The 19,972-nt window shown below is 67.2% G+C and carries 18 protein-coding genes; all 18 read left to right on the forward strand.

Going from position 1 to position 19,972, the window contains the following annotated elements:
* The first annotated feature begins 47 nt into the window (after positions 1–47).
* Positions 48–422, forward strand: coding sequence for an NADH-quinone oxidoreductase subunit A (locus ACFVMC_RS32280; RefSeq protein WP_379216641.1), 375 nt, complete (start codon positions 48–50; stop codon positions 420–422).
* A gap of 7 nt (positions 423–429) precedes the next feature.
* Entirely contained in the window at positions 430–984 is a 555-nt protein-coding gene (locus tag ACFVMC_RS32285) for a NuoB/complex I 20 kDa subunit family protein (protein WP_379216643.1), read from the forward strand.
* The gene (locus tag ACFVMC_RS32290; RefSeq protein ID WP_379216644.1) at positions 981–1,742 is read left to right on the forward strand and encodes an NADH-quinone oxidoreductase subunit C; all 762 of its coding nucleotides are present in this window, start codon (positions 981–983) and stop codon (positions 1,740–1,742) included. The genes ACFVMC_RS32285 and ACFVMC_RS32290 overlap by 4 nt, the downstream gene beginning before the upstream one ends.
* 8 nt (positions 1,743–1,750) lie before the next feature.
* Positions 1,751–3,058, forward strand: a complete 1,308-nt coding sequence (locus ACFVMC_RS32295) for an NADH-quinone oxidoreductase subunit D (RefSeq protein ID WP_379216722.1) — start codon at positions 1,751–1,753, stop codon at positions 3,056–3,058.
* Complete coding sequence (gene nuoE / locus ACFVMC_RS32300; RefSeq protein ID WP_379216646.1) at positions 3,055–3,732, forward strand: NADH-quinone oxidoreductase subunit NuoE; 678 nt, start codon at positions 3,055–3,057, stop codon at positions 3,730–3,732. The genes ACFVMC_RS32295 and nuoE overlap by 4 nt, the downstream gene beginning before the upstream one ends.
* Positions 3,729–5,051, forward strand: coding sequence for an NADH-quinone oxidoreductase subunit NuoF (gene nuoF, locus ACFVMC_RS32305; RefSeq protein WP_379216647.1), 1,323 nt, complete (start codon positions 3,729–3,731; stop codon positions 5,049–5,051). The genes nuoE and nuoF overlap by 4 nt, the downstream gene beginning before the upstream one ends.
* A complete protein-coding gene (locus ACFVMC_RS32310) occupies positions 5,048–7,597 on the forward strand; it encodes an NADH-quinone oxidoreductase subunit G (RefSeq protein WP_379216648.1) in 2,550 nt (849 codons plus the stop codon). The genes nuoF and ACFVMC_RS32310 overlap by 4 nt, the downstream gene beginning before the upstream one ends.
* Positions 7,590–9,359 (forward strand): NADH-quinone oxidoreductase subunit NuoH, encoded by a 1,770-nt coding sequence (gene nuoH / locus ACFVMC_RS32315; RefSeq protein ID WP_379216650.1) that lies wholly within the window; start codon positions 7,590–7,592, stop codon positions 9,357–9,359. The genes ACFVMC_RS32310 and nuoH overlap by 8 nt, the downstream gene beginning before the upstream one ends.
* Positions 9,356–10,177 (forward strand): NADH-quinone oxidoreductase subunit J, encoded by an 822-nt coding sequence (locus tag ACFVMC_RS32320; RefSeq protein ID WP_379216652.1) that lies wholly within the window; start codon positions 9,356–9,358, stop codon positions 10,175–10,177. Before nuoH ends, ACFVMC_RS32320 begins: the two co-directional genes overlap by 4 nt.
* Positions 10,174–10,473, forward strand: a complete 300-nt coding sequence (nuoK, locus tag ACFVMC_RS32325) for an NADH-quinone oxidoreductase subunit NuoK (protein ID WP_194813637.1) — start codon at positions 10,174–10,176, stop codon at positions 10,471–10,473. Before ACFVMC_RS32320 ends, nuoK begins: the two co-directional genes overlap by 4 nt.
* Before the next feature lies 1 nt (position 10,474).
* Entirely contained in the window at positions 10,475–12,361 is a 1,887-nt protein-coding gene (nuoL, locus tag ACFVMC_RS32330; RefSeq protein ID WP_379216654.1) for an NADH-quinone oxidoreductase subunit L, read from the forward strand.
* Between the two features lie 40 nt (positions 12,362–12,401).
* A complete protein-coding gene (locus ACFVMC_RS32335; protein ID WP_379216656.1) occupies positions 12,402–14,021 on the forward strand; it encodes an NADH-quinone oxidoreductase subunit M in 1,620 nt (539 codons plus the stop codon).
* Positions 14,018–15,625, forward strand: coding sequence for an NADH-quinone oxidoreductase subunit NuoN (gene nuoN, locus ACFVMC_RS32340; protein WP_379216657.1), 1,608 nt, complete (start codon positions 14,018–14,020; stop codon positions 15,623–15,625). Before ACFVMC_RS32335 ends, nuoN begins: the two co-directional genes overlap by 4 nt.
* A gap of 137 nt (positions 15,626–15,762) precedes the next feature.
* Positions 15,763–17,109, forward strand: coding sequence for a hypothetical protein (locus tag ACFVMC_RS32345; protein ID WP_379216658.1), 1,347 nt, complete (start codon positions 15,763–15,765; stop codon positions 17,107–17,109).
* The gene (locus ACFVMC_RS32350) at positions 17,106–17,828 is read left to right on the forward strand and encodes a TniB family NTP-binding protein (protein ID WP_379216660.1); all 723 of its coding nucleotides are present in this window, start codon (positions 17,106–17,108) and stop codon (positions 17,826–17,828) included. Before ACFVMC_RS32345 ends, ACFVMC_RS32350 begins: the two co-directional genes overlap by 4 nt.
* Positions 17,812–18,039, forward strand: a complete 228-nt coding sequence (locus ACFVMC_RS32355; RefSeq protein ID WP_379216661.1) for a hypothetical protein — start codon at positions 17,812–17,814, stop codon at positions 18,037–18,039. The genes ACFVMC_RS32350 and ACFVMC_RS32355 overlap by 17 nt, the downstream gene beginning before the upstream one ends.
* A 53-nt stretch (positions 18,040–18,092) precedes the next feature.
* Positions 18,093–18,743, forward strand: a complete 651-nt coding sequence (locus tag ACFVMC_RS32360) for a hypothetical protein (protein ID WP_379216663.1) — start codon at positions 18,093–18,095, stop codon at positions 18,741–18,743.
* A gap of 354 nt (positions 18,744–19,097) precedes the next feature.
* Complete coding sequence (locus ACFVMC_RS32365) at positions 19,098–19,928, forward strand: hypothetical protein (RefSeq protein WP_379216664.1); 831 nt, start codon at positions 19,098–19,100, stop codon at positions 19,926–19,928.
* Positions 19,929–19,972 lie beyond the last annotated feature (44 nt).

Here is a 19,972-nt window from a genome sequence, read left to right on the forward strand (position 1 = left end):
ACCGGTCGACATTCACAGTGGCCCCAGCTCACAAGGAGGGGAAACCAATGGAGATGCCCACCCTCGTATTGGGCGCGGTAGCAGCCGCGTTCGCGATCTTCTCGATCATCATGGCGTCGCTCGTCGGCCCCAAGCGCTACAACCGCGCGAAGATGCAGGCCTACGAGTGCGGTATCGAACCGACGCCGCACGCCGTCTCCGCTGGTCCGGGAAACAATGCGGGGCAACGGTTTCCGGTGAAGTACTACCTCACCGCCATGCTCTTCATCATCTTCGACATCGAGATCGTCTTCCTCTACCCGTGGGCCGTGCACTTCGACGCGCTCGGCGTCTTCGGCTTCGCCGCCATGGCCCTGTTCGTCGTCAATGTCTCCGTCGCCTATGCCTACGAGTGGAGCCGTGGCGGGCTCAGTTGGGACTGAAACAGCAATGGGTCTCGAAGAAAAGCTGCCCAGCGGATTCCTGCTGAGCACCGTGGAGGATTTCGCCGGCTACCTGCGCAAGGGTTCGCTGTGGCCGGCCACCTTCGGCCTCGCCTGCTGCGCCATCGAGATGATGGCAACGGGCGCAGGCCGTTTCGACATCGCCCGGTTCGGCATGGAAGCCTTCCGCGCCTCGCCCCGCCAGGCCGATCTGATGATCGTCGCCGGGCGGGTCAGCCAGAAGATGGCGCCGGTGCTGCGCCAGGTGTACGACCAGATGACCGAGCCGAAATGGGTGCTGGCCATGGGGGTTTGCGCCTCCTCGGGCGGCATGTTCAACAACTACGCCATCGTGCAGGGCGTAGACCACGTGGTCCCGGTCGACATCTATCTGCCCGGCTGCCCGCCGCGCCCGGAGATGCTGCTGAACGCGATCATCACCCTGCACGAGAAGATCCAGCAGATGCCGCTCGGCGTGAACCGTGAGGAGGCGATCCGGGCCGCCGAAGCCGCCGCACTCGCCTCGACCCCGACCATCCGGATGGAGGGGCTGCTGCGATGACCTTCGACTCCCCCGACAACACCCGCTCCGAGATCGACGCCGCCGCCACCGCGGGCCCCGAGGGCACCCTGCCGGTGGACCAGCCTCCGGTCACCGCCGAGGAGGTGATCGGCGTGCGGCGCGGCATGTTCGGGATCAGCGACACCGGCGACACCTCCGGGTACGGCCGGCTGGTCCGCCCGGTCGCGCTGCCCGGCGGTAGCCATCCGCCCTACGGCGGCTACTTCGACGAACTGGTGGCCACGCTGCGAGCCGCGCTCGGCGGCGCCGATCTCACCTTGGAGACCGTGCTGGAAAAGGTCGTGGTGTTCCGCGGCCAGCTCACCCTGCACGTGCGCCGCGAGCACCTGATCGCCGTCGCGCGGACGCTGCGCGACGATCCGGCCCTGCGCTTCGAGCTGTGCCTGGGCGTCAGCGGCGTGCACTATCCGCAGGACACCGGCCGCGAACTGCACACGATCTATCCCCTCATGTCGATCACGCACAATCGCCGGGTGCGGCTGGAAGTGTCCGCGCCCGACGCGGATCCGCACATTCCGTCGCTGTTCGAGGTGTATCCCACCGTCGATTGGCACGAGCGGGAAACCTACGACTTCTTCGGCATCCTCTTCGACGGACATCCGTCGCTGACCCGCATCACCATGCCGGACGACTGGCGCGGTCATCCCCAGCGCAAGGACTACCCGCTCGGCGGGATCCCGGTCGAATACAAGGGCGCGCGCATCCCGCCGCCCGACGAGCGGAGGGCATACAGCTAGTGAACGACATCGACACACTCCCCGCGGTGACCGTCGCCGGTCAGGACTGGGGTCAGGTCAGCGCGGCGCTGAAGGAATCGGCCGGCGAGGGCGCGGCCGAGGAACGCATCGTGGTCAATATGGGACCGCAGCACCCGTCCACGCACGGTGTGCTGCGGCTCATTCTGGAGATCGAGGGCGAGACCGTCGTCGAGGCGCGCTGCGGCATCGGTTATCTGCACACCGGGATCGAGAAGAACCTCGAGTTCCGGAACTGGACCCAAGGCGTCACCTTCGTCACCCGGATGGACTATCTCTCGCCGTTCTTCAACGAGACCGCCTACTGCCTCGGGGTGGAGTCCCTGCTCGACATCACCGAGCAGATTCCCGAGCGCGCCAGCGTGATTCGCGTGCTGCTGATGGAGTTGAACCGGATCTCCTCGCATCTGGTGGCCCTGGCCACCGGCGGGATGGAGCTGGGCGCACTGACCCCGATGCTGTTCGGTTTCCGCGAGCGAGAACTGATCCTGGACGTCTTCGAGACGATCACCGGTCTGCGCATGAACCACGCCTACATCCGCCCGGGCGGGCTGGCCCAGGATCTTCCGGACGACGGCGTGCAGAAGGTCCGCGAATTGCTGGACCTGATGCCGAAACGCCTGCGGGACATGGAGCATCTGCTCACCCAGAACCCGATCTGGAAGGCACGCACCCAGGACATCGGGTACCTGGATCTGACCGGCTGCATGGCGCTGGGCATTACCGGCCCGGTGCTGCGCGCCACCGGATTGCCGCACGATCTGCGCAAGTCGCAGCCCTACTGCGGATACGAGAACTACGAATTCGACATTCCCACCACCACCGGCTGCGACTGCTACGGCCGCTATCTGATCCGGGTGGAGGAGATGAAGGAATCGCTCAAGATCGTCGAGCAGTGCCTGGACCGGCTGCGGCCGGGCCCGGTCATGGTGGAGGACAAGAAGATCGCCTGGCCCGCGGATCTGGAACTGGGCCCGGACGGACTCGGCAACTCCCCCAAGCACATCGGCAAGATCATGGGCACGTCCATGGAGGGACTCATCCACCACTTCAAACTGGTTACCGAGGGCATTCGGGTGCCTGCGGGCCAGGTGTACACGGCCGTGGAATCCCCGCGCGGCGAGCTCGGCGTGCACATGGTCAGTGACGGCGGCACCCGGCCCTATCGCGTGCACTACCGCGACCCCTCGTTCACGAATCTGCAAGCGGTGGCGGCGATGTGCGAGGGCGGGATGGTCGCTGACGTCATCGCCTCGGTCGCCAGCATCGATCCGGTGATGGGTGGTGTGGACCGATGACGGAGATACTGCTGAAACTGTCGACTCGGCCCGAGCCGTTCCCGCTGTTCGTGCGGGAGCGGCTCGAGGTCGACGCCAAGGCGATCATCGCCCGGTATCCGGTGGCCCGCTCGGCCCTGCTGCCGATGCTGCATCTGGTGCAGGCCGAGGAGGGTTTCGTCTCCGGCACCGGCATCGAATTCTGTGCCGACATGCTGGGTTTGACGGGCGCGGAGGTGACCGCGGTCGCCACCTTCTACTCCATGTTCCGGCGCACCCCGACCGGTACGTACCACGTCGGGGTGTGTACGAACACCCTGTGCGCCGTGATGGGCGGCGACGCGATCCTCGCCCTGCTGGAAAAGCACCTGGGGATCGAGCACGGTGACACCACCGCGGACGGCGCGATCACCCTCGAGCACATCGAATGCAACGCGGCCTGCGATTTCGCGCCTGTGGTCATGGTGAACTGGGAATTCTTCGACAACCAGACCCCGGAATCGGCGCAGGCCCTGGTCGACGCGCTGCGCGCGGGTCAGCCGGTCACGCCCACCCGCGGCGCGACCTTGTGCACGTTCCAGCAGACCGCCCGCATCCTGGCCGGTTTCCCCGACGAGCGCCCCGGCGTGCTCGACGGCCCCGCGGGCGAGGCGACGCTGGCCGGCCTGCGGAGCGCGCGGGAGGAGAACGCATGACCACCGCCCTCACACCGGTCCTGTCCCGGTACTGGGATGATCCGCAATCCTGGACCCTGGATACATACACCCGTCATGACGGGTACGAGGCACTGCGCAAAGCACTCCGGATGGAACCGGACACCGTCATCCAGACCGTGAAGGACGCCGGGCTGCGAGGTCGCGGCGGCGCGGGCTTCCCCACCGGTCTGAAATGGGGATTCATCCCGCAGGGCCCGGGCCCGGACGGCATCACCAAACCGCACTACCTGGTGGTCAACGCCGACGAGTCGGAACCGGGGACCTGCAAGGACATTCCGCTCATGCTGGCCAGCCCGCACGCCCTGATCGAGGGGGTGATCATCGGCTCCTACGCGATCCGGGCGAACACCGCGTTCATCTACGTGCGCGGCGAGGTGGTACCGGTGCTGCGCCGGTTGCAGGCCGCCGTCGAACAGGCCTACGCGGCAGGCTATCTCGGCAAGAACATCCTCGGCTCGGGCTACGACCTGGATCTGGTCGTGCACGCGGGCGCGGGCGCCTACATCTGCGGTGAGGAGACCGCGCTGCTGGACTCCCTGGAGGGGCGGCGCGGACAGCCGCGGCTGCGCCCGCCGTTCCCGGCGGTCGCCGGGCTCTACGCGTGCCCGACCGTGGTCAACAATGTGGAATCGATCGCGTCCGTACCGCCGATCCTGCTCAACGGCATCGAGTGGTTCCGGTCCATGGGCAGCGAGAAATCACCCGGATTCACGCTGTACTCGCTGTCGGGCCACGTCGCGCGGCCGGGGCAATACGAAGCGCCCCTGGGGATCACGCTGCGGGAACTGCTCGACTACGCGGGCGGGGTGCGTGCCGGGCACACGGTGAAGTTCTGGACCCCCGGCGGATCCTCGACCCCGCTGTTCACCGACGAGCACCTCGACGTCCCGCTCGATTACGAGGGCGTGGCCGCCGCCGGATCCATGCTGGGCACCAAGGCATTGCAGATCTTCGACGACACCACCTGCGTGGTGCGCGCCGTGCTGCGCTGGACCGAGTTCTACGCGCACGAGTCCTGCGGCAAATGCACCCCGTGCCGCGAAGGGACCTACTGGCTGGTCCAGCTGCTGAAGCGGGTCGAAGCGGGCCGGGGCACCGAATCGGATCTGGCCAAACTGCTCGATATCAGCGACACCATCAACGGCAAGTCGTTCTGCGCGCTCGGTGACGGCGCGGCCAGCCCGATCGTCTCCTCGCTGAAGTACTTCCGCGACGAGTACGTCGCGCATCTCGAGGGCGCGGGTTGTCCGTTCGATCCGGCGCGCAGCACCGCGTGGGCGGAAGGAGAGGCGAAATGACTGCATCGCGCAGCGATTCCGTGCGGGGTGGTGGTCGGGCGACAGGTGGGCCATCGACGGTCGGTTCGAACGATAGTGGTGTGTTGCCGGCCGAAATGGTGACCGTGACCATCGACGGCACCGCGGTCAGCGTGCCGCCCGGCACCCTGGTGATCCGGGCCGCCGAACTCGTCGGCATCCAGATTCCGCGCTTCTGCGACCATCCCCTGCTCGATCCGGTGGGTGCCTGCCGGCAGTGCATCGTGGAGGTGGAGGGCCAGCGCAAACCGGTCGCCTCCTGCACCCAGGTGGTCAGCGACGGCATGGTGGTGCGCACCCAGCTCACCTCCCAGGTCGCCGACAAGGCCCAGGAGGGTGTGATGGAGCTGCTGCTCATCAACCATCCACTGGACTGCCCGGTCTGCGACAAGGGCGGCGAATGCCCGCTACAGAATCAGGCCATGTCCTCCGGGCGGCCGGAGACCCGGTTCGACGGCGTGAAACGCACCTACCCCAAACCGATTCCGCTGTCCTCGGCGGTGCTGCTGGACCGGGAACGCTGCGTGCTCTGCGCACGCTGCACCCGCTTCTCCCAGCAGGTCGCCGGCGACCCGTTCATCGAGCTGATGGATCGCGGTGCGCTGCAACAGGTCGGCACCGCCCAGGCCGAACCGCTGGACTCCTACTTCTCCGGCAATACCGTGCAGATCTGCCCGGTCGGCGCGCTCACCGGCACCAGCTACCGGTTCCGGGCCCGCCCCTTCGACCTGGTCTCGAGCCCCAGCGTCTGCGAGCACTGCGCCTCCGGCTGCGCTCAGCGCACCGACCATCGGCGCGGAAAAGTCCTGCGCCGCTTGGCCGGTGACGATCCGCAGGTCAACGAGGAATGGAACTGCGACAAAGGCCGCTGGGCCTTCACCTACGCCACCGAACGCGACCGGATCACCACGCCGCTGGTGCGCGGCTGGGACGGCACCCTGCAACCGGTCTCCTGGTCGGAGGCGCTGGCCGCCGCCGCCGAGGGGCTGGCCGCGGCGTTCGGCAACGCGGGCGTGCTGGTCGGCGGACGGGTCACCGAGGAGGACGCCTACGCCTACAGCAAGTTCACCCGAATCGCCCTGGGCAGCAACGATATCGACTTCCGCACCCGGGTGCATTCGGCCGAGGAGGCGGACTTCCTGGCCGCCCGGGTGGCCGGGCAGGGTGTGCGCGTCGACTACGACAGCCTCGAGCGCGCGCCGATCGTGCTGCTCGCCGGTTTCGAACCGGAGGAGGAGTCGCCGATCATCTACCTGCGCCTGCGCAAGGCCGCCCGCAAGCGCGGCCTGCCCGTCTACTCGCTGGCGCCGTACGCCTCGCGCGGCCTGGAGCGCATGTCCGGCACCCTGCTGAGCACCGCGCCGGGCGCGGAACCGCATGTGCTGGAGGCACTTCGGACCGGCGCCGCCGAGATCGCCGACACCGCCGGGCGGCTGCTGCGCCGGCCCGGCGCGGTCATCCTGGTCGGCGAACGGCTGGCCGGGATTCCCGGCGCGCTCTCGGCGGCGGCTCATCTCGCCGAGGAGACCGGGGCCGCGCTGGCCTGGGTGCCGCGCCGCGCCGGTGAACGCGGCGCGGTGGAGGCCGGCGCGCTGCCCGGGCTGCTGCCCGGCGGTCGTCCGGTCGCCGATTCCGCTGCCCGCCACCAGGTTCGGGAAGCATGGAACGTCACCGAGCTGCCCGCGACACCGGGCCGCGACACCGCGGGCATCCTGGATGCCGCCGCCGGGCTGGGCGCATTGGTCATCGGCGGCGTCGACATCACCGACCTGCCCGATCCGAGCGCCGCGCTGGCCGCCATCGACGCCGCCCGCTTCGTGGTGAGCCTGGAATTGCGGCACGGCCCGGTCACCGACCGGGCCGACGTCGTCTTCCCGGTCGCCACCGCGATGGAGAAATCCGGCACCTTCCGCACCTGGGAGGGCCGCCCGCGCCGATTCGAGGCGGCCCTCGGCGAATCCATGGTGACCCGTGCGCCCGCGCAACTGTCCGACGGCCGGGTGCTGCACGCCATCGCCGACGAGATGCGGGTGCGGCTCGAACTGCCCGACGCCGCGGCGGCCCGCGCCGAACTCGCCGAACTCGGCGTGTGGGACGGCCAGCCCGTGCCCGCGCCCGAGCATCGGCCGCATCCGATCACCCAGCCCACCCAGGGCTCGGCGGTACTGGCGTCCTGGCACATGCTGCTCGATCAGGGCCGCATGCAGGACGGGGAACCGAATCTCGCCGGTATCGCCCAGCCCGCGGTGGTCCGCCTCTCCCCCGCCACCGCCGCGGAAATCGGTGCAGCACAGGACGAACAGGTCACCGTCGGCACGCGGCACGGACAGATCACGCTGCCGCTGCTGATCACGCCGATGCCCGACCGGGTGGTGTGGGTGCCACAGAATTCGCCGGGCTGCTCGATCACCGAACAGCTCGCCACCGTGCCCGGCGGCGTCGTCGAGATCCGGCGCGGATCGCACGCGCGGATGGCAGGAGCGCAGCCCGCGGAGCGACCAGAAGCAAAGGAACACCGTCATGAGTGATCTCAGTCTTTTCGGCCACGATCCATTGTGGCTGGTGGTCGCGAAATCCTTGGCCATCTTCGTCTTCCTGCTGCTCACCCCGATGATCGCGGTGGTCGCGGAACGAAAGATCGTGGCGCGCATGCAGATGCGCGTCGGACCCAACCGGGTCGGCCCGAAGGGCTCGCTGCAAGCGGTCGCCGACGGCGTGAAGATGGCGCTCAAAGAGGACATCATCCCGGCCATCGTCGACAAGCCGATCTACATCCTGGCGCCGATCATCTCGGTGATCCCGGCGTTCATGGCGTTCGCGGTGATCCCGCTGGGCGGAGAGGTCTCCATCGCCGGGGAGCGCACCGCGCTCCAGCTCACCGACCTGCCGGTGGCGGTGCTCTACATCCTGGCGATCACCTCGATCGGCGTGTACGGCATCGTGCTGGCCGGCTGGGCCTCCGGATCGACCTATCCGCTGCTGGGCGGGCTCCGCTCGACCGCGCAGGTGATCTCCTACGAGATCGCGATGGCGCTGTGCTTCGCCGCGGTGTTCCTGCACGCGGGCACCATGTCCACCTCGGGCATCGTCTCCGCGCAGCATCCGACCTGGTTCGTGTTCCTGCTGCTGCCCTCGTTCCTGATCTACTGCGTGTCCATGGTCGGCGAGACCAACCGCGCGCCCTTCGATCTGCCCGAGGCCGAGGGCGAGCTGGTCGGCGGCTTCCACACCGAGTACTCCTCGCTCAAGTTCGCCATGTTCATGCTCGCCGAATACGTGAACATGGCAACGGTTTCCGCGCTGGCCACCACCCTGTTCCTGGGCGGCTGGCACGCGCCGTGGCCGTTCACCATGATCCCGGGCGCGGACGCCGGCTGGTGGGGTCTGCTGTGGTTCGTCGCGAAGGTGTGGACGTTCCTGTTCGTATTCATCTGGCTGCGCGGCACGCTGCCCCGCATGCGCTACGACCAGTTCATGAATCTGGGCTGGAAGCTGCTGATCCCGGTGTCGCTGCTGTGGGTGATGCTGGTGGCCGGGGCCCGGGTCGCCGAGGCCGAAGGGCTGCGCATCCAGACCCCGCTGCTGGTCGGCGGCGGCCTCCTGATCACGGCGCTGATGATCGGCATGTTCCTGCGGGCCGGACGGAGGCCGGGGCTGCCGCCGCTGCCCGAGGAACCGGTGACGACCGCGGAATCCGGTGTGTTCCTGGGTTTTCCGACTCCTCCGCTGCCCGCGGGCCAGAACCATATCGACGCCACCAAGGGCAATATCCTCGAACCGCTGTCCGGATTCGCGGTCACCGCGGCGACCATGTTCAAGAAGCCGAACACCGAGTACTACCCGGAGAAGAAGGAGCCGACCGCGCCGCGCTACCACGGGCGGCACCAGCTCAACCGGCACCCGGACGGCCTGGAGAAGTGCATCGGCTGCGAGCTGTGCGCGTGGGCCTGCCCCGCCGACGCGATCTTCGTCGAAGGCGCGGACAACACCGAGGACGAACGCTTCTCGCCGGGTGAGCGCTACGGGCGGGTCTACCAGATCAACTATCTGCGCTGCATCGGCTGCGGCCTGTGCATCGAGGCCTGCCCGACCCGGGCGCTGACCATGACCAACGACTACGAGCTCACCGACGACAATCGGGCCGACCTGATCTACGAGAAGCAGAACCTGCTCGCGCCGCTGCAACCCGGCATGCAGGCCCCGCCGCACGCCATGCACCCCGGATCCACCGAGGGCGACTACTACCGCGGCACCATCCCCGCGAGCGAGCCCGAAGGAGCGGCCCGGTGAACGAATTCCTGCTCGCCGCAGAGCCTTTGACCCGCGCCGACACCGGCGAAACCGTACAGTTCTGGATTCTCGCCCCGCTGGCCGTGCTCGGCGCGCTCGGCATGGTCTTCGCCGCCAAGGCGGTGCACTCGGCGATCTGCCTGGCCGCCACCATGATCGCGCTGGCGGTCATGTACATCGCCCAGGACGCGCTGTTCCTGGGTGTGGTGCAGATCGTGGTCTACACCGGCGCGGTGATGATGCTGTTCCTGTTCGTGCTCATGCTGGTCGGCGTCGACTCCGCGGAATCGCTGAAGGAGACCATCCGAGGTCAGCGCGCGGCCGCGGCGGCGGTCGGGGTCGGGTTCGGCATCCTGTTCATCAGCGGAATCGCCAACGGGATCCGGGATTCCGGAATCACGTTCCCGGCCGAGGGATTCGCCGGGCGCGACGTGATCGGCGAACTCGCCGAGCTGATCTTCGTGAAGTACGTCTGGGCTTTCGAGTTGACCGGCGCGCTGCTGATCGCCGCCACCATCGGCGCCATGGTGCTGGCGCACCGCGATCAGCTCGAACCGAAGCTGGGGCAGCGCGAACTGTCGCGGCTGCGCTTCCGCGACGGCAAGAGCCGCGCTACCCCGCTGCCCACCCCGGGCGTGTACGCCCGGCACAACGCGGTCGATGTACCGGCGCGACTGCCCGACGGCTCCTTCGCCGAACAGTCGGTCAGCACCATCCTGCGGCAACGCCGCGACAAAGCACTCACCCAGGCAGCCGTGGTCTCGGTCGGCGCGGACGCCGCCGAGATCACCCAGGCAGACGAGGAAGGCACGCGGTGAACCCTGAGAACTACCTGTTCCTGTCCGCCCTGCTGTTCACCATCGGCGCGGCCGGAGTGCTGTTGCGGCGCAACGCCATCGTGGTGTTCATGTGCATCGAGCTGATGCTCAACGCCGTGAACCTGGCGTTCGTCACCTTCGCCCGGCTGCACTCCAACCTGGACGGTCAGGTCTTCGCGTTCTTCACGATGGTCGTCGCGGCGGCCGAGGTCGTGGTGGGACTGGCGATCATCATGACCATCTTCCGCGCCCGCCGCTCGACCTCGGTCGACGACGCCAACCTGCTGAAGTTCTGATATGGAGACGGCAACGCTCTGGCTGATGCCCGCCCTGCCGCTGGCAGGCGCCGTAATCCTCTTGCTCACCGGTCGTTTCAGCGACAAGTGGGGTCATCTGCTCGGCACCGTCGCCGCGCTGGCCTCCTTCGGTTTCGCCGCGGTCGCCTTCTTCGGGATGCTGGGCCGCGCCGACGCCGCCCGCGCCGTGCACACCGAACTGTTCCAGTGGGTGCCGGTGGCGGGCCTGAACGTCGGCTTCGGGCTCCAAGTGGACCAGCTGTCCATGTGTTTCGCGCTGCTGATCACCGGTGTGGGCTCGCTGATCCACATCTACTCGATCGGCTATATGGCCCACGATCCGAACCGGCGCCGATTCTTCGCCTACCTGAACCTGTTCCTGGCGGCCATGCTGGTGCTGGTGCTGGCGGACAACTACCTGGTGCTGTTCCTCGGCTGGGAGGGCGTCGGCCTGGCCTCCTACCTGCTGATCGGGTTCTGGCACGAAAAGCCCACCGCGGCAACGGCGGCCAAGAAGGCGTTCGTGGTCAACCGGGTCGGCGACATGGGGCTGGCCATCGCGCTGTTCACCATGTTCGCCACCTTCGGCTCGATCGACTTCGGCGAGGTCTTCGCGGCCGCGCCGCGCGCCACCGAGGGCACACTCACCGCGATCGGGCTCTTGCTGCTGCTGGGCGCCTGCGGTAAATCCGCGCAGGTACCGCTGCAATCCTGGCTCGGGGACGCGATGGAGGGTCCGACCCCGGTGTCGGCGCTCATCCACGCGGCCACCATGGTCACCGCCGGCGTCTACCTGATCGCGCGATCCGGGCCGATCTTCGACCTGGCGCCCGGCGCGCAACTCGGCGTCGTCGTCGTCGGGGCGGTCACCCTGCTGTTCGGCGCGATCATCGGCTGCGCCAAGGACGACATCAAGAAGGCCCTGGCCGCGTCCACCATGAGCCAGATCGGCTACATGTTCCTCGCGGCCGGACTCGGGCCCGCCGGCTACGCGTTCGCGATCATGCACCTGCTGACCCACGGCTTCTTCAAGGCGGGGCTGTTCCTCGGGGCCGGCTCGGTCATGCACGCGATGAACGACGAAACCGATATGCGCCGCTACGGCGGACTGCGCACCCTGCTGCCGGTCACCTTCGCCACCTTCGGGCTCGGGTATCTGGCGATCATCGGCGTGCCGCCGTTCGCGGGGTTCTTCTCCAAGGACAAGATCATCGAGACCGCCTTCAACGCCGGTGGCGCCAAAGGCTGGACGCTCGGCACGGTCGCGCTGCTCGGCGCGGGCCTGACCGCGTTCTACATGACCCGGGTCATGCTGATGACGTTCTTCGGCAAGCGCCGCTGGCGCCCGGACACCCACCCGCACGAGGCGCCGGTCAGCATGGGCGGTCCGATGATCCTGCTGGCCATGGGCTCGGTATTCGCCGGTGTGCTGCTGGTCATGGGCTCGGCGTTGCAGAACTGGCTGGCTCCGGTCGTCGGCGAACAGCATGTCGAGCATGTGCTGCCCGCCTGGGTCGTCACGGTGCTGGCGCTGAGCGTGGTCGTGATCGGCGTCGGTGTCGCCTACCGCGAATACGCGCTGGGCGAGATCCCGCAGACCGCACCGGTTCCGGCGAGCCCGCTCACCGTGGCGGCCCGCCGCGACCTCTACGGCGACGCGTTCAACGAGGGCGTGTTCATGCGGCCGGGCCGGCACGCCACCCGCGCGCTGGTCTTCCTCGACAACCGCGGCGTCGACGGAATCGTCAACGGGACAGCCGCTTTCATCGGCGGGCTGTCGGGCCGGATGCGGCGGGTGCAGACCGGTTTCGTCCGCTCCTACGCACTGTCCATGTTCACCGGCGCCGCCCTGGTCGCCGCCGCGCTGCTGGCGGTGAGGATCTGGTGACCGAACCCCGACCTGCTCCCCGAAGTGAAGGAAGGCTGCGGTGAACAACTACCCCTGGTTGACCACCCTGTGGTTGCTGCCGGTCGTCGGCGCGGCGCTGGTGTTCGTCCTCCCGGCCACGCGGCCGACCCTGGCCCGCGGCGTCGCATTCGTCGTCGCGCTGGCCACGGTGGTGTTCGCCGTCGTGCTGGCCGTGCGCTTCGAACCCGGCGGCGCGCAGTACCAGTTCGTCGAATCCCACGAGTGGATCCCGGCTTTCGGCGCGGGCTACACCCTCGGGCTCGACGGTATCGCGATGGTCCTGGTACTGCTCACCACCGCGCTGGTACCGCTACTGATCCTGGCGGGCTGGCACGACGACCGCGAGGTGGGCGACGGCAAGCGGGTGATCCACACCTACCTGGCGCTGACGCTGCTGGTCGAGGCCATGGTGCTGGTGTCGTTCGTCGCGCTGGACATCCTGCTGTTCTACGTCTTCTTCGAAGCCATGCTGATCCCGATGTACTTCCTGATCGGCGGCTTCGGGCCCAGCGGCGCGGACACCGCGCTGCGGCGTCAGCGCGCGCGGGCCGCGGTGAAGTTCCTGCTGTACAACCTGTTCGGCGGACTCGTCATGCTTGCCGCGGTGATCGGCCTCTACGTGCTCACCGCCCGCGAATCCCTCGGCCCCGGCGGCAGCGGCAGTTTCGACCTGCGGGTCGTGGTCGCGGCCGCCAACTCCGGTCAGCTCGGCGCGGGTCCCGCGGTGCTGAACGCGCTGTTCCTCGGCTTCATGTTCGCCTTCGCGGTGAAGGCGCCGCTGTGGCCGCTGCACACCTGGCTGCCCGATGCCGCCGTCGCCGCCACACCGTCGAGCGCGGTACTCATGATGGCCATCGTGGACAAGGTCGGCACCTTCGGCATGCTGCGCTACTGCCTGACCCTTTTCCCCGACGCCGCGCAAACCTATGCGCCGCTGGTGATCACGCTCGCGGTGATCGGCATCATCTACGGCGCGGTCCTGGCCATCGGCCAGACCGACGTGATGCGCCTGATCGCCTACACCTCGATCTCGCACTTCGGATTCATCATCCTCGGCATCTTCGCCATGACCAGCCAGGCCCAGACCGGCGCCACGCTCTACATGGTCAACCACGGGATCTCCACCGCCGCGCTGTTCCTGGTGGCCGGATTCCTGGTGTCGCGCCGGGGCACCCGCCTGATCGCCGACTACGGCGGCGTCCAGAAGGTGGCGCCGATCCTGGCCGGCACCTTCTTCATCGCCGGCCTGGCCACCCTGTCACTGCCCGGGCTGGCGCCGTTCGTCAGCGAATTCCTGGTCCTGGTCGGCACATTCAGCCGCTACCAGGTCGCCGCGGTGGTCGCCTCGGCCGCGCTGGTCCTGGCCGCACTGTATGTCCTGTGGCTCTATCAGCGCATGATGACCGGGCCGGTGACCAAGGACAACGATCGCATCCACGACCTGGTCCCCCGCGAACTCGCCGTCGTCGTCCCGCTGATCGCCGCGCTGATCTTCCTCGGGCTGTACCCGAAACCGGTGCTGGACTTCATCGATCCCGCGGTGGGCCACACGCTCAGCACCATCGGACGCAGCGATCCCGAACCGTCCGTCCCCGCCGTCACCGAGGCCGGACCCAGCCACGGAGGTACGCACAAGTGAGCACCGCAGTTCTCGCGGCCACCGTGCCCGCGCCCAGTATCGAATACCACCTGATCCTGCCCATGCTGCTGGTCTTCGGCGCGGCCGTGGCCGGCGTGCTGGTCGAGGCGTTCGTGCCGCGGCCCGCCCGCTACGTGACGCAGGTGGCGGTGGCCGTGCTCGGCCTCGGCACGGCGCTGGCCGCGGTGATCGGACTGGCCGGCACCTCCGCGACCGCGATCGTCGACGCGGTGGCGATCGACGGGGTCGGCCTGTTCCTCCAGGGCACCATCCTGGTGGTCGCGCTGTTCGGGATCGCGTTCATGGCCGAACGCCGCGGCCAGCCGATCATCCGGCGCTCCGGCCCCGGCACCTGGACACTCGATGCCGCCCGCCCGCGCCTGGTCGACGCGTTCACCCCGCAGGCCTCCGCGGTGCCCGGCAGCGCCGCCGAACGCACGGCCGAACGGTCCGGGCTGGCCACCACCGAGGTGTTCCCGCTGACCATGCTCACCGTCGGCGGCCTGCTGCTGTTCCCCGCCGCCAACGATCTGCTCACCATGTTCGTCGCCCTCGAAGTGCTGTCGCTGCCGCTGTATCTGCTGTGCGGACTGGCCCGACGGCAGCGGCTGCTCTCCCAGGAGGCGGCGCTGAAATACTTTCTGCTGGGCGCGTTCTCGTCCGCGTTCTTCCTCTACGGCGTCGCCCTGCTCTACGGCCAGGCCGGCACCGTGCGCCTGGCCGGGATCTCCGACGCGCTGATCGCCCATCCCTCCAACGCGCTGCTGGCCCTGCTCGGCGTGGCCATGCTGGCGGTCGGGCTGCTGTTCAAGATCGGCGCAGTGCCGTTCCAGTCCTGGGTGCCCGATGTCTACCAGGGCGCGCCGACACCGGTCACCGCGTTCATGGCGGCCGCCACCAAGATCGCGGCGGTGGGCGCGCTGCTGCGGGTCATCCAGATCGGCGTGCCCAGCCTGCGCGACGACTGGCGGCCGGTGCTCGCGGCCGTCGCCATCGCCACCATGGCGGTGGGCGCGGTACTCGCGATCACCCAGACCGATGTCAAACGCATGCTCGCCTACTCCTCGGTCGCGCACGCCGGTTTCCTCATGGTCGGCCTCACCGCCGCCACCGACGCGGGCACCGCCGCGATCCTGTTCTATCTGGCCGCCTACGGACTCGGCACGATCGGCGCGTTCGCGGTGGTCAGCCTGGTGCGCGCACCCGACGGCACCGAGGCGACCGCACTGGGGCAGTGGGCCGGGCTCGGCCGCCGTTCACCGTGGCTGGCTTCGCTGTTCGCGCTGTTCCTGCTCTCGTTCGCCGGCCTGCCCCTGACCTCCGGCTTCGTCGGTAAGTTCGCGGTGTTCCAAGCGGCGGCCGCCGACCACGCCCCGTACCTGGTGATCGTCGGTGTCGTATGCAGCGCCATCGCGGCATTCTTCTACATCCGGGTGATCGTGCTGATGTTCTTCACCGAACCGCCCGCCGAACCGCCGATGATCGTGACACCTCGGCTCACCTGGTCGATCGTGCTCGCCGCAGGCGCGGTGACACTGGCCCTCGGCCTGTTCCCCCAGCCGCTGCTCGATCTCGCCGAGAACGCGGCGGTGTTCGTGCGCTGAACCGGCTCGAAGACCGCTAAATACTGCAATGCCACCAGATCCACAGGTCTTGACAACATTTCGCCGCCACAGCAGAGAATACCCAAGAATGGAGGAAGTGGAGACCCGCCCTGCGTGTTCGACGAATCGGTGAGCAAATGACTGGTATTGATGTTTCGCTACCCGGGGTGGGTCTGCTGGCAATCAAGGAATCCCGTGTCAAGCGCCGCGCATGGTTGAACGACGCGATCAGTGCCCTGGAGGAGGACTTTCGGATCACGGCGGAAATGCTCGGGAAGGACGAACGCGGACTGCCCAACGTATACGAAACCAAGTATCTGACCATGGCCGGAGCCGACAGCCTGCAACCGATGGCAGGCGAGTTGATCACCCAGATCCACCTGGGTGTAAAGAGAATGGAACGACAGGGCCGGAGCCTGCTATCCGAGCGCACCGACATACTGGGCCATATCAAGAAGCGGGACGTGGGGCTCACAACGGAGACAGCGGATCTCCGTGAAGGTCTGAGTCTCGTGGCGAAGCTCATCAATGGGCTGCCCTGGCATACCTTGTTCTCCAGACCATGGACCGACACGGTGATACGGACTATTCAGTCGAACCACTTTCGCCTCAAAGACATTCGCGAGGGCATCATCACTCTGGTCCGTACCGTCGTCCGCAGTGTGGACTGGGCCGAGACCGTCGCGGCCAACCCGCACGATCTCACTCCGGATCAAGCACGGGACGAGAACCAGAAGAACCTGCAGCTGATCGGGAAGGAGTTGGGGACCGTTGTCGACGGAAGGTTGGTACGTATCGGCGACCCCCAACTCCCCGATGCGGGTCTCGCCGTCGCGCGGGTCGCTGGACGCGCAGGCAAGAGCCTCGCCCTCGGTGAAAGCCACGGAATGAACTCGAGGGTTCGCCCGTGGCTCGCGCAGCACATGGCCGAATTGAAAGGCGCGAATTATCGGTTCGTACAGTTGGAGTTTCCACGGTCCCTACAAGCTGACGTCAATCGGTACCTCGAGAGTTCCGGCGACCGACCCGATCAGACAGCGCTCCTGGTCAGCTTCGACAAGGCCGGAATCGGCAGATACGGCCACCGACTCCTGGATGTGCTGAACGCGGCCAGAATCGAACGTATGCCCGTCGTCGCCGGCGACACCGATCTGGGAAGCACAGCGAGGAATCCCTTCGAGACGAGGACCCTCCGAGACGGAAGGGTCTTCCGAGCACCATATATGGCGGCGGTACACCACGACGCCGTCCGCCAGTACGGCGGACCCGGAATCCTGTTGACAGGCCTGGCACATACCAACCTCGTAGACGGCCTCGAGAAGTACATTCCCGGTCTCGTCTCGATGGACGAGCGCCAGGAATGGGACGAAAGCCAACTTCCGATGGGCAAGGGTGAAGCGGTCGTCACGCCGTGGGACGGCAGGCACGAGGACTTGCTTGCCCGCACCGATCTCCAAGATGACCACAGAAGGGCCGCCGGTTGACCCTGCTCAACCGGCACCCGGTCAGCGCGCGGCGCGGAATGATCCTGTCCGGAGCCGCCGGAACCGGCAAGACCACCGCGATCACGCAGTTCGGCAAGATGCACGAGGCCGCCGACCAAGCCCGTCACCCGCACCGCAGCGACCGCATCCCGGTCCTCTACGTGACAGTCCCGCCGGCTGCGACACCACGGATGCTCGCAGCGGAGTTCGCGCGGTTCCTCGGCCTGCCGGTCACCCACCGCGCGAACCTCACCGACATCATCGAAGCCGTCTGCGGCGTCTGCTGCGACACATGCACCAGTGTCGTGATCTGCGATGAGCTACACAACATCTCGCTGGCGACCAAGTCCGGGGCCGAAATCTCCGGCACTTGCAGCGAACAGATCGCTGGCCGATTCACCATGATCCGCACCTTCGGCTTCCCCTATACCGCTGACTGGCGCGCCGTCGTCGCCACCCTGGAGAACACGCTCCGCCTGCACGACCACACGCCGGGAACGCTCATCGACTTGGACCGCTACCTGCACAAACGCGCCAACGGGATGATGGGTAGCCTTTCGGCGCTGATCCGCGAAGCAGCACATCGCAAACCACCTGCGACCCAGCTACCTTCGCCGACACGTCACTCCGGGCCGATATCGAACCGGCTGCATCGATCCAGCCAAGCTCGCCGCGGTCTCGGGCCGCACACTCCCAGCTCTCATGCGCATGTTTCCTGAGCTGGCCGAACGACGTCGTACCAAACAGCAGGGCATAACCCAGGCCAGACGAGAAGCCAAGCAGCGCAACGAATCGATCAAGCAGACTCTCTACGTCAACATCCGCCGCGACGCAGACAAAGGACTCTCCGGCCGCGAGATCCAGCGCAAGCACAATGTCGGATATCGACCCATCCGCGCAGCACTCACACCGGCACCGGCACGCTGCTAAGTTGGCTGCCAACGTCGGCGGCCGCCACGCGAAAACAGCAGGGGGACAGCGCAATGACCTCGGAAACCACGCCGCCCGCCAGTGGTGGCAGCGCTTCGGGCAGTGAAACTGGACCCGAGAACGGAGACGAAATGGCCAGCGAGGGATGGAGCAGCTATTCGACCGTCGAACGAGCGACCATTATCGGCACGGCAGGCACTATCGTCGGTGTTCTGATCGCCGTGATTGCCCTGTTCGGCCCCTTCGGCTCGGACGACAAGAATACCGGCACCGGCACGTCGACGAGCCCTACATCGACTACGACGACTTCGGTTTCCAGCACTGGTCCGGCACCGACGCAGGACAAGACCGCCCGACCCCAACAAGGCGACTTCACCCTGCAAGATGGTGAAAGTGCGGACCTTGAAACCGGGGTGGTCGGCATAGCGGTCCCGAACCATGACGTGTCTTTGTCAACATCATCGACGGGCATACTTCAGTACTTGAACCCATCGAGCGGGGCCATAGCCGAGATCTCCACGGGAGCCGACCCGGAAAAGTGCGCTCAACGCCTCGAGGCCAACTCGGCGTCGACGAACATGATCGAATCCGGCGAGGCTTACTGTCTGCGGACCGTCGAAGGAAACATCGCCTCACTGCAAATCGTCAAATTGAGTTCTTACCCCAGCGTGATCTCGCTTCATTACATCCTGTGGCAACAGTAGGCCGCGGCGGCTGCACTACTCCGGTCGCTGACCACGACGAGGCCCCCTCGAGGGGGCGCGCGCCGCGCGACCTTGCGTTCGGTTCGGCAGAGTTCTCAGTGGAGCGCCTCTTCTCGGAAGAGATCGCCGAGGGTCCGAGTCTTCGGCGTGCCGGACCGCCGGAGGGATGCGCGGCTGGAATGATGAGGGAACTCGAACTGTATTCGCCGCAGCCAATTTCGCCCCCGGGAGGTCGCTGTGCCGCTGTACATGGTGGGTCGTCACGCTTCGAATATCGACCAGCGCTACTGGTGGTCGGCTTGTACGGACGGGAGGTCCTGGGGTGATTACCATGTGATCCCCGGAGCTAACGGCGTGGGACAGTCGCTGATGGCGTGGAACAACCGGCTCTACCTCGCCTGGCGGGGCGTGCACACCGACGACGAGGATGATCCGTCGCTGTGGTGGACCAGTTTCGACGGCAATCAGTGGGATACGGTCCAGCACTTCGGCAGCCGCAGTCAGGCCGCGCCATTCCTGATCGCGCATCGAGACAAACTGCACATGTATTGGCGTGGGGAACTGGATTTGGCCGGGAACGAGGACAAGCGGGTCTATCACGCGGCGTTCGACGGCACCCGGTGGGAGCAGGGCGCCATCCTCGGTGGCCGGAATGTCACCGAGACGAACATCTACGTCACGAATGCCTTCGCGTCGCGCATCTACATGGCCGCCCGAGATGCCAACGGCGACAATATTCTCTACTGGTCCGAGGACGGTTACTACTGGGACGTGAACGACCGGTATGTGCTGCCCGCCAACCTGGGGAACCTTCCCCCGAGGGTGTACGGATTTCCCGGATTCGAGACCTCGACCCTCATGCTCTGCTACGTGCGGACGGGCGACGGACAGCTGTACGCGCGTACCTCGGATGATCGAGGCCGGAACTGGTCGGCGGAATTCGCCGTCAACGGTATGCAGAATGCCAGCTGCCCCCTCATCGCGACCTGGGGTTCCGCCGACCCGTACGGCGTGTACGTCCGCACCCAGGACGGGGTCGGGCGCATCTACCAAGTCCGCCTCAACCCCGGCGCGACCTGGTTGGACCCCGCCACCGGCACCACACCCGGCCCCGACAGTCCGCCGATCCCCAACCTCCCCCGCATCGGCGTCGTCGCAGCCTACGGCGACATGCTGTTCCCCTAACCGATCGTCGCATTCACGCTGAACGATCTCCGGTCGGCGCGGGG

Origin of the sequence: Nocardia sp. NPDC127579 (assembly GCF_042672005.1) — a bacterium.
Lineage (GTDB): Bacteria > Actinomycetota > Actinomycetes > Mycobacteriales > Mycobacteriaceae > Nocardia.

Bases quoted from the DNA above. Each gene is read 5' to 3' on its own strand.
- ACFVMC_RS32280 (WP_379216641.1), top strand. From the start codon at position 48: ATGGAGATGCCCACCCTCGTATTGGGCGCGGTAGCAGCCGCGTTCGCG.
- ACFVMC_RS32285 (WP_379216643.1), top strand. From the start codon at position 430: ATGGGTCTCGAAGAAAAGCTGCCCAGCGGATTCCTGCTGAGCACCGTG.
- ACFVMC_RS32290 (WP_379216644.1), top strand. From the start codon at position 981: ATGACCTTCGACTCCCCCGACAACACCCGCTCCGAGATCGACGCCGCC.
- nuoE (WP_379216646.1), top strand. From the start codon at position 3,055: ATGACGGAGATACTGCTGAAACTGTCGACTCGGCCCGAGCCGTTCCCG.
- nuoF (WP_379216647.1), top strand. From the start codon at position 3,729: ATGACCACCGCCCTCACACCGGTCCTGTCCCGGTACTGGGATGATCCG.
- ACFVMC_RS32310 (WP_379216648.1), top strand. From the start codon at position 5,048: ATGACTGCATCGCGCAGCGATTCCGTGCGGGGTGGTGGTCGGGCGACA.
- nuoH (WP_379216650.1), top strand. From the start codon at position 7,590: ATGAGTGATCTCAGTCTTTTCGGCCACGATCCATTGTGGCTGGTGGTC.
- nuoL (WP_379216654.1), top strand. From the start codon at position 10,475: ATGGAGACGGCAACGCTCTGGCTGATGCCCGCCCTGCCGCTGGCAGGC.
- ACFVMC_RS32345 (WP_379216658.1), top strand. From the start codon at position 15,763: ATGACTGGTATTGATGTTTCGCTACCCGGGGTGGGTCTGCTGGCAATC.
- ACFVMC_RS32355 (WP_379216661.1), top strand. From the start codon at position 17,812: ATGCGCATGTTTCCTGAGCTGGCCGAACGACGTCGTACCAAACAGCAG.
- ACFVMC_RS32360 (WP_379216663.1), top strand. From the start codon at position 18,093: ATGACCTCGGAAACCACGCCGCCCGCCAGTGGTGGCAGCGCTTCGGGC.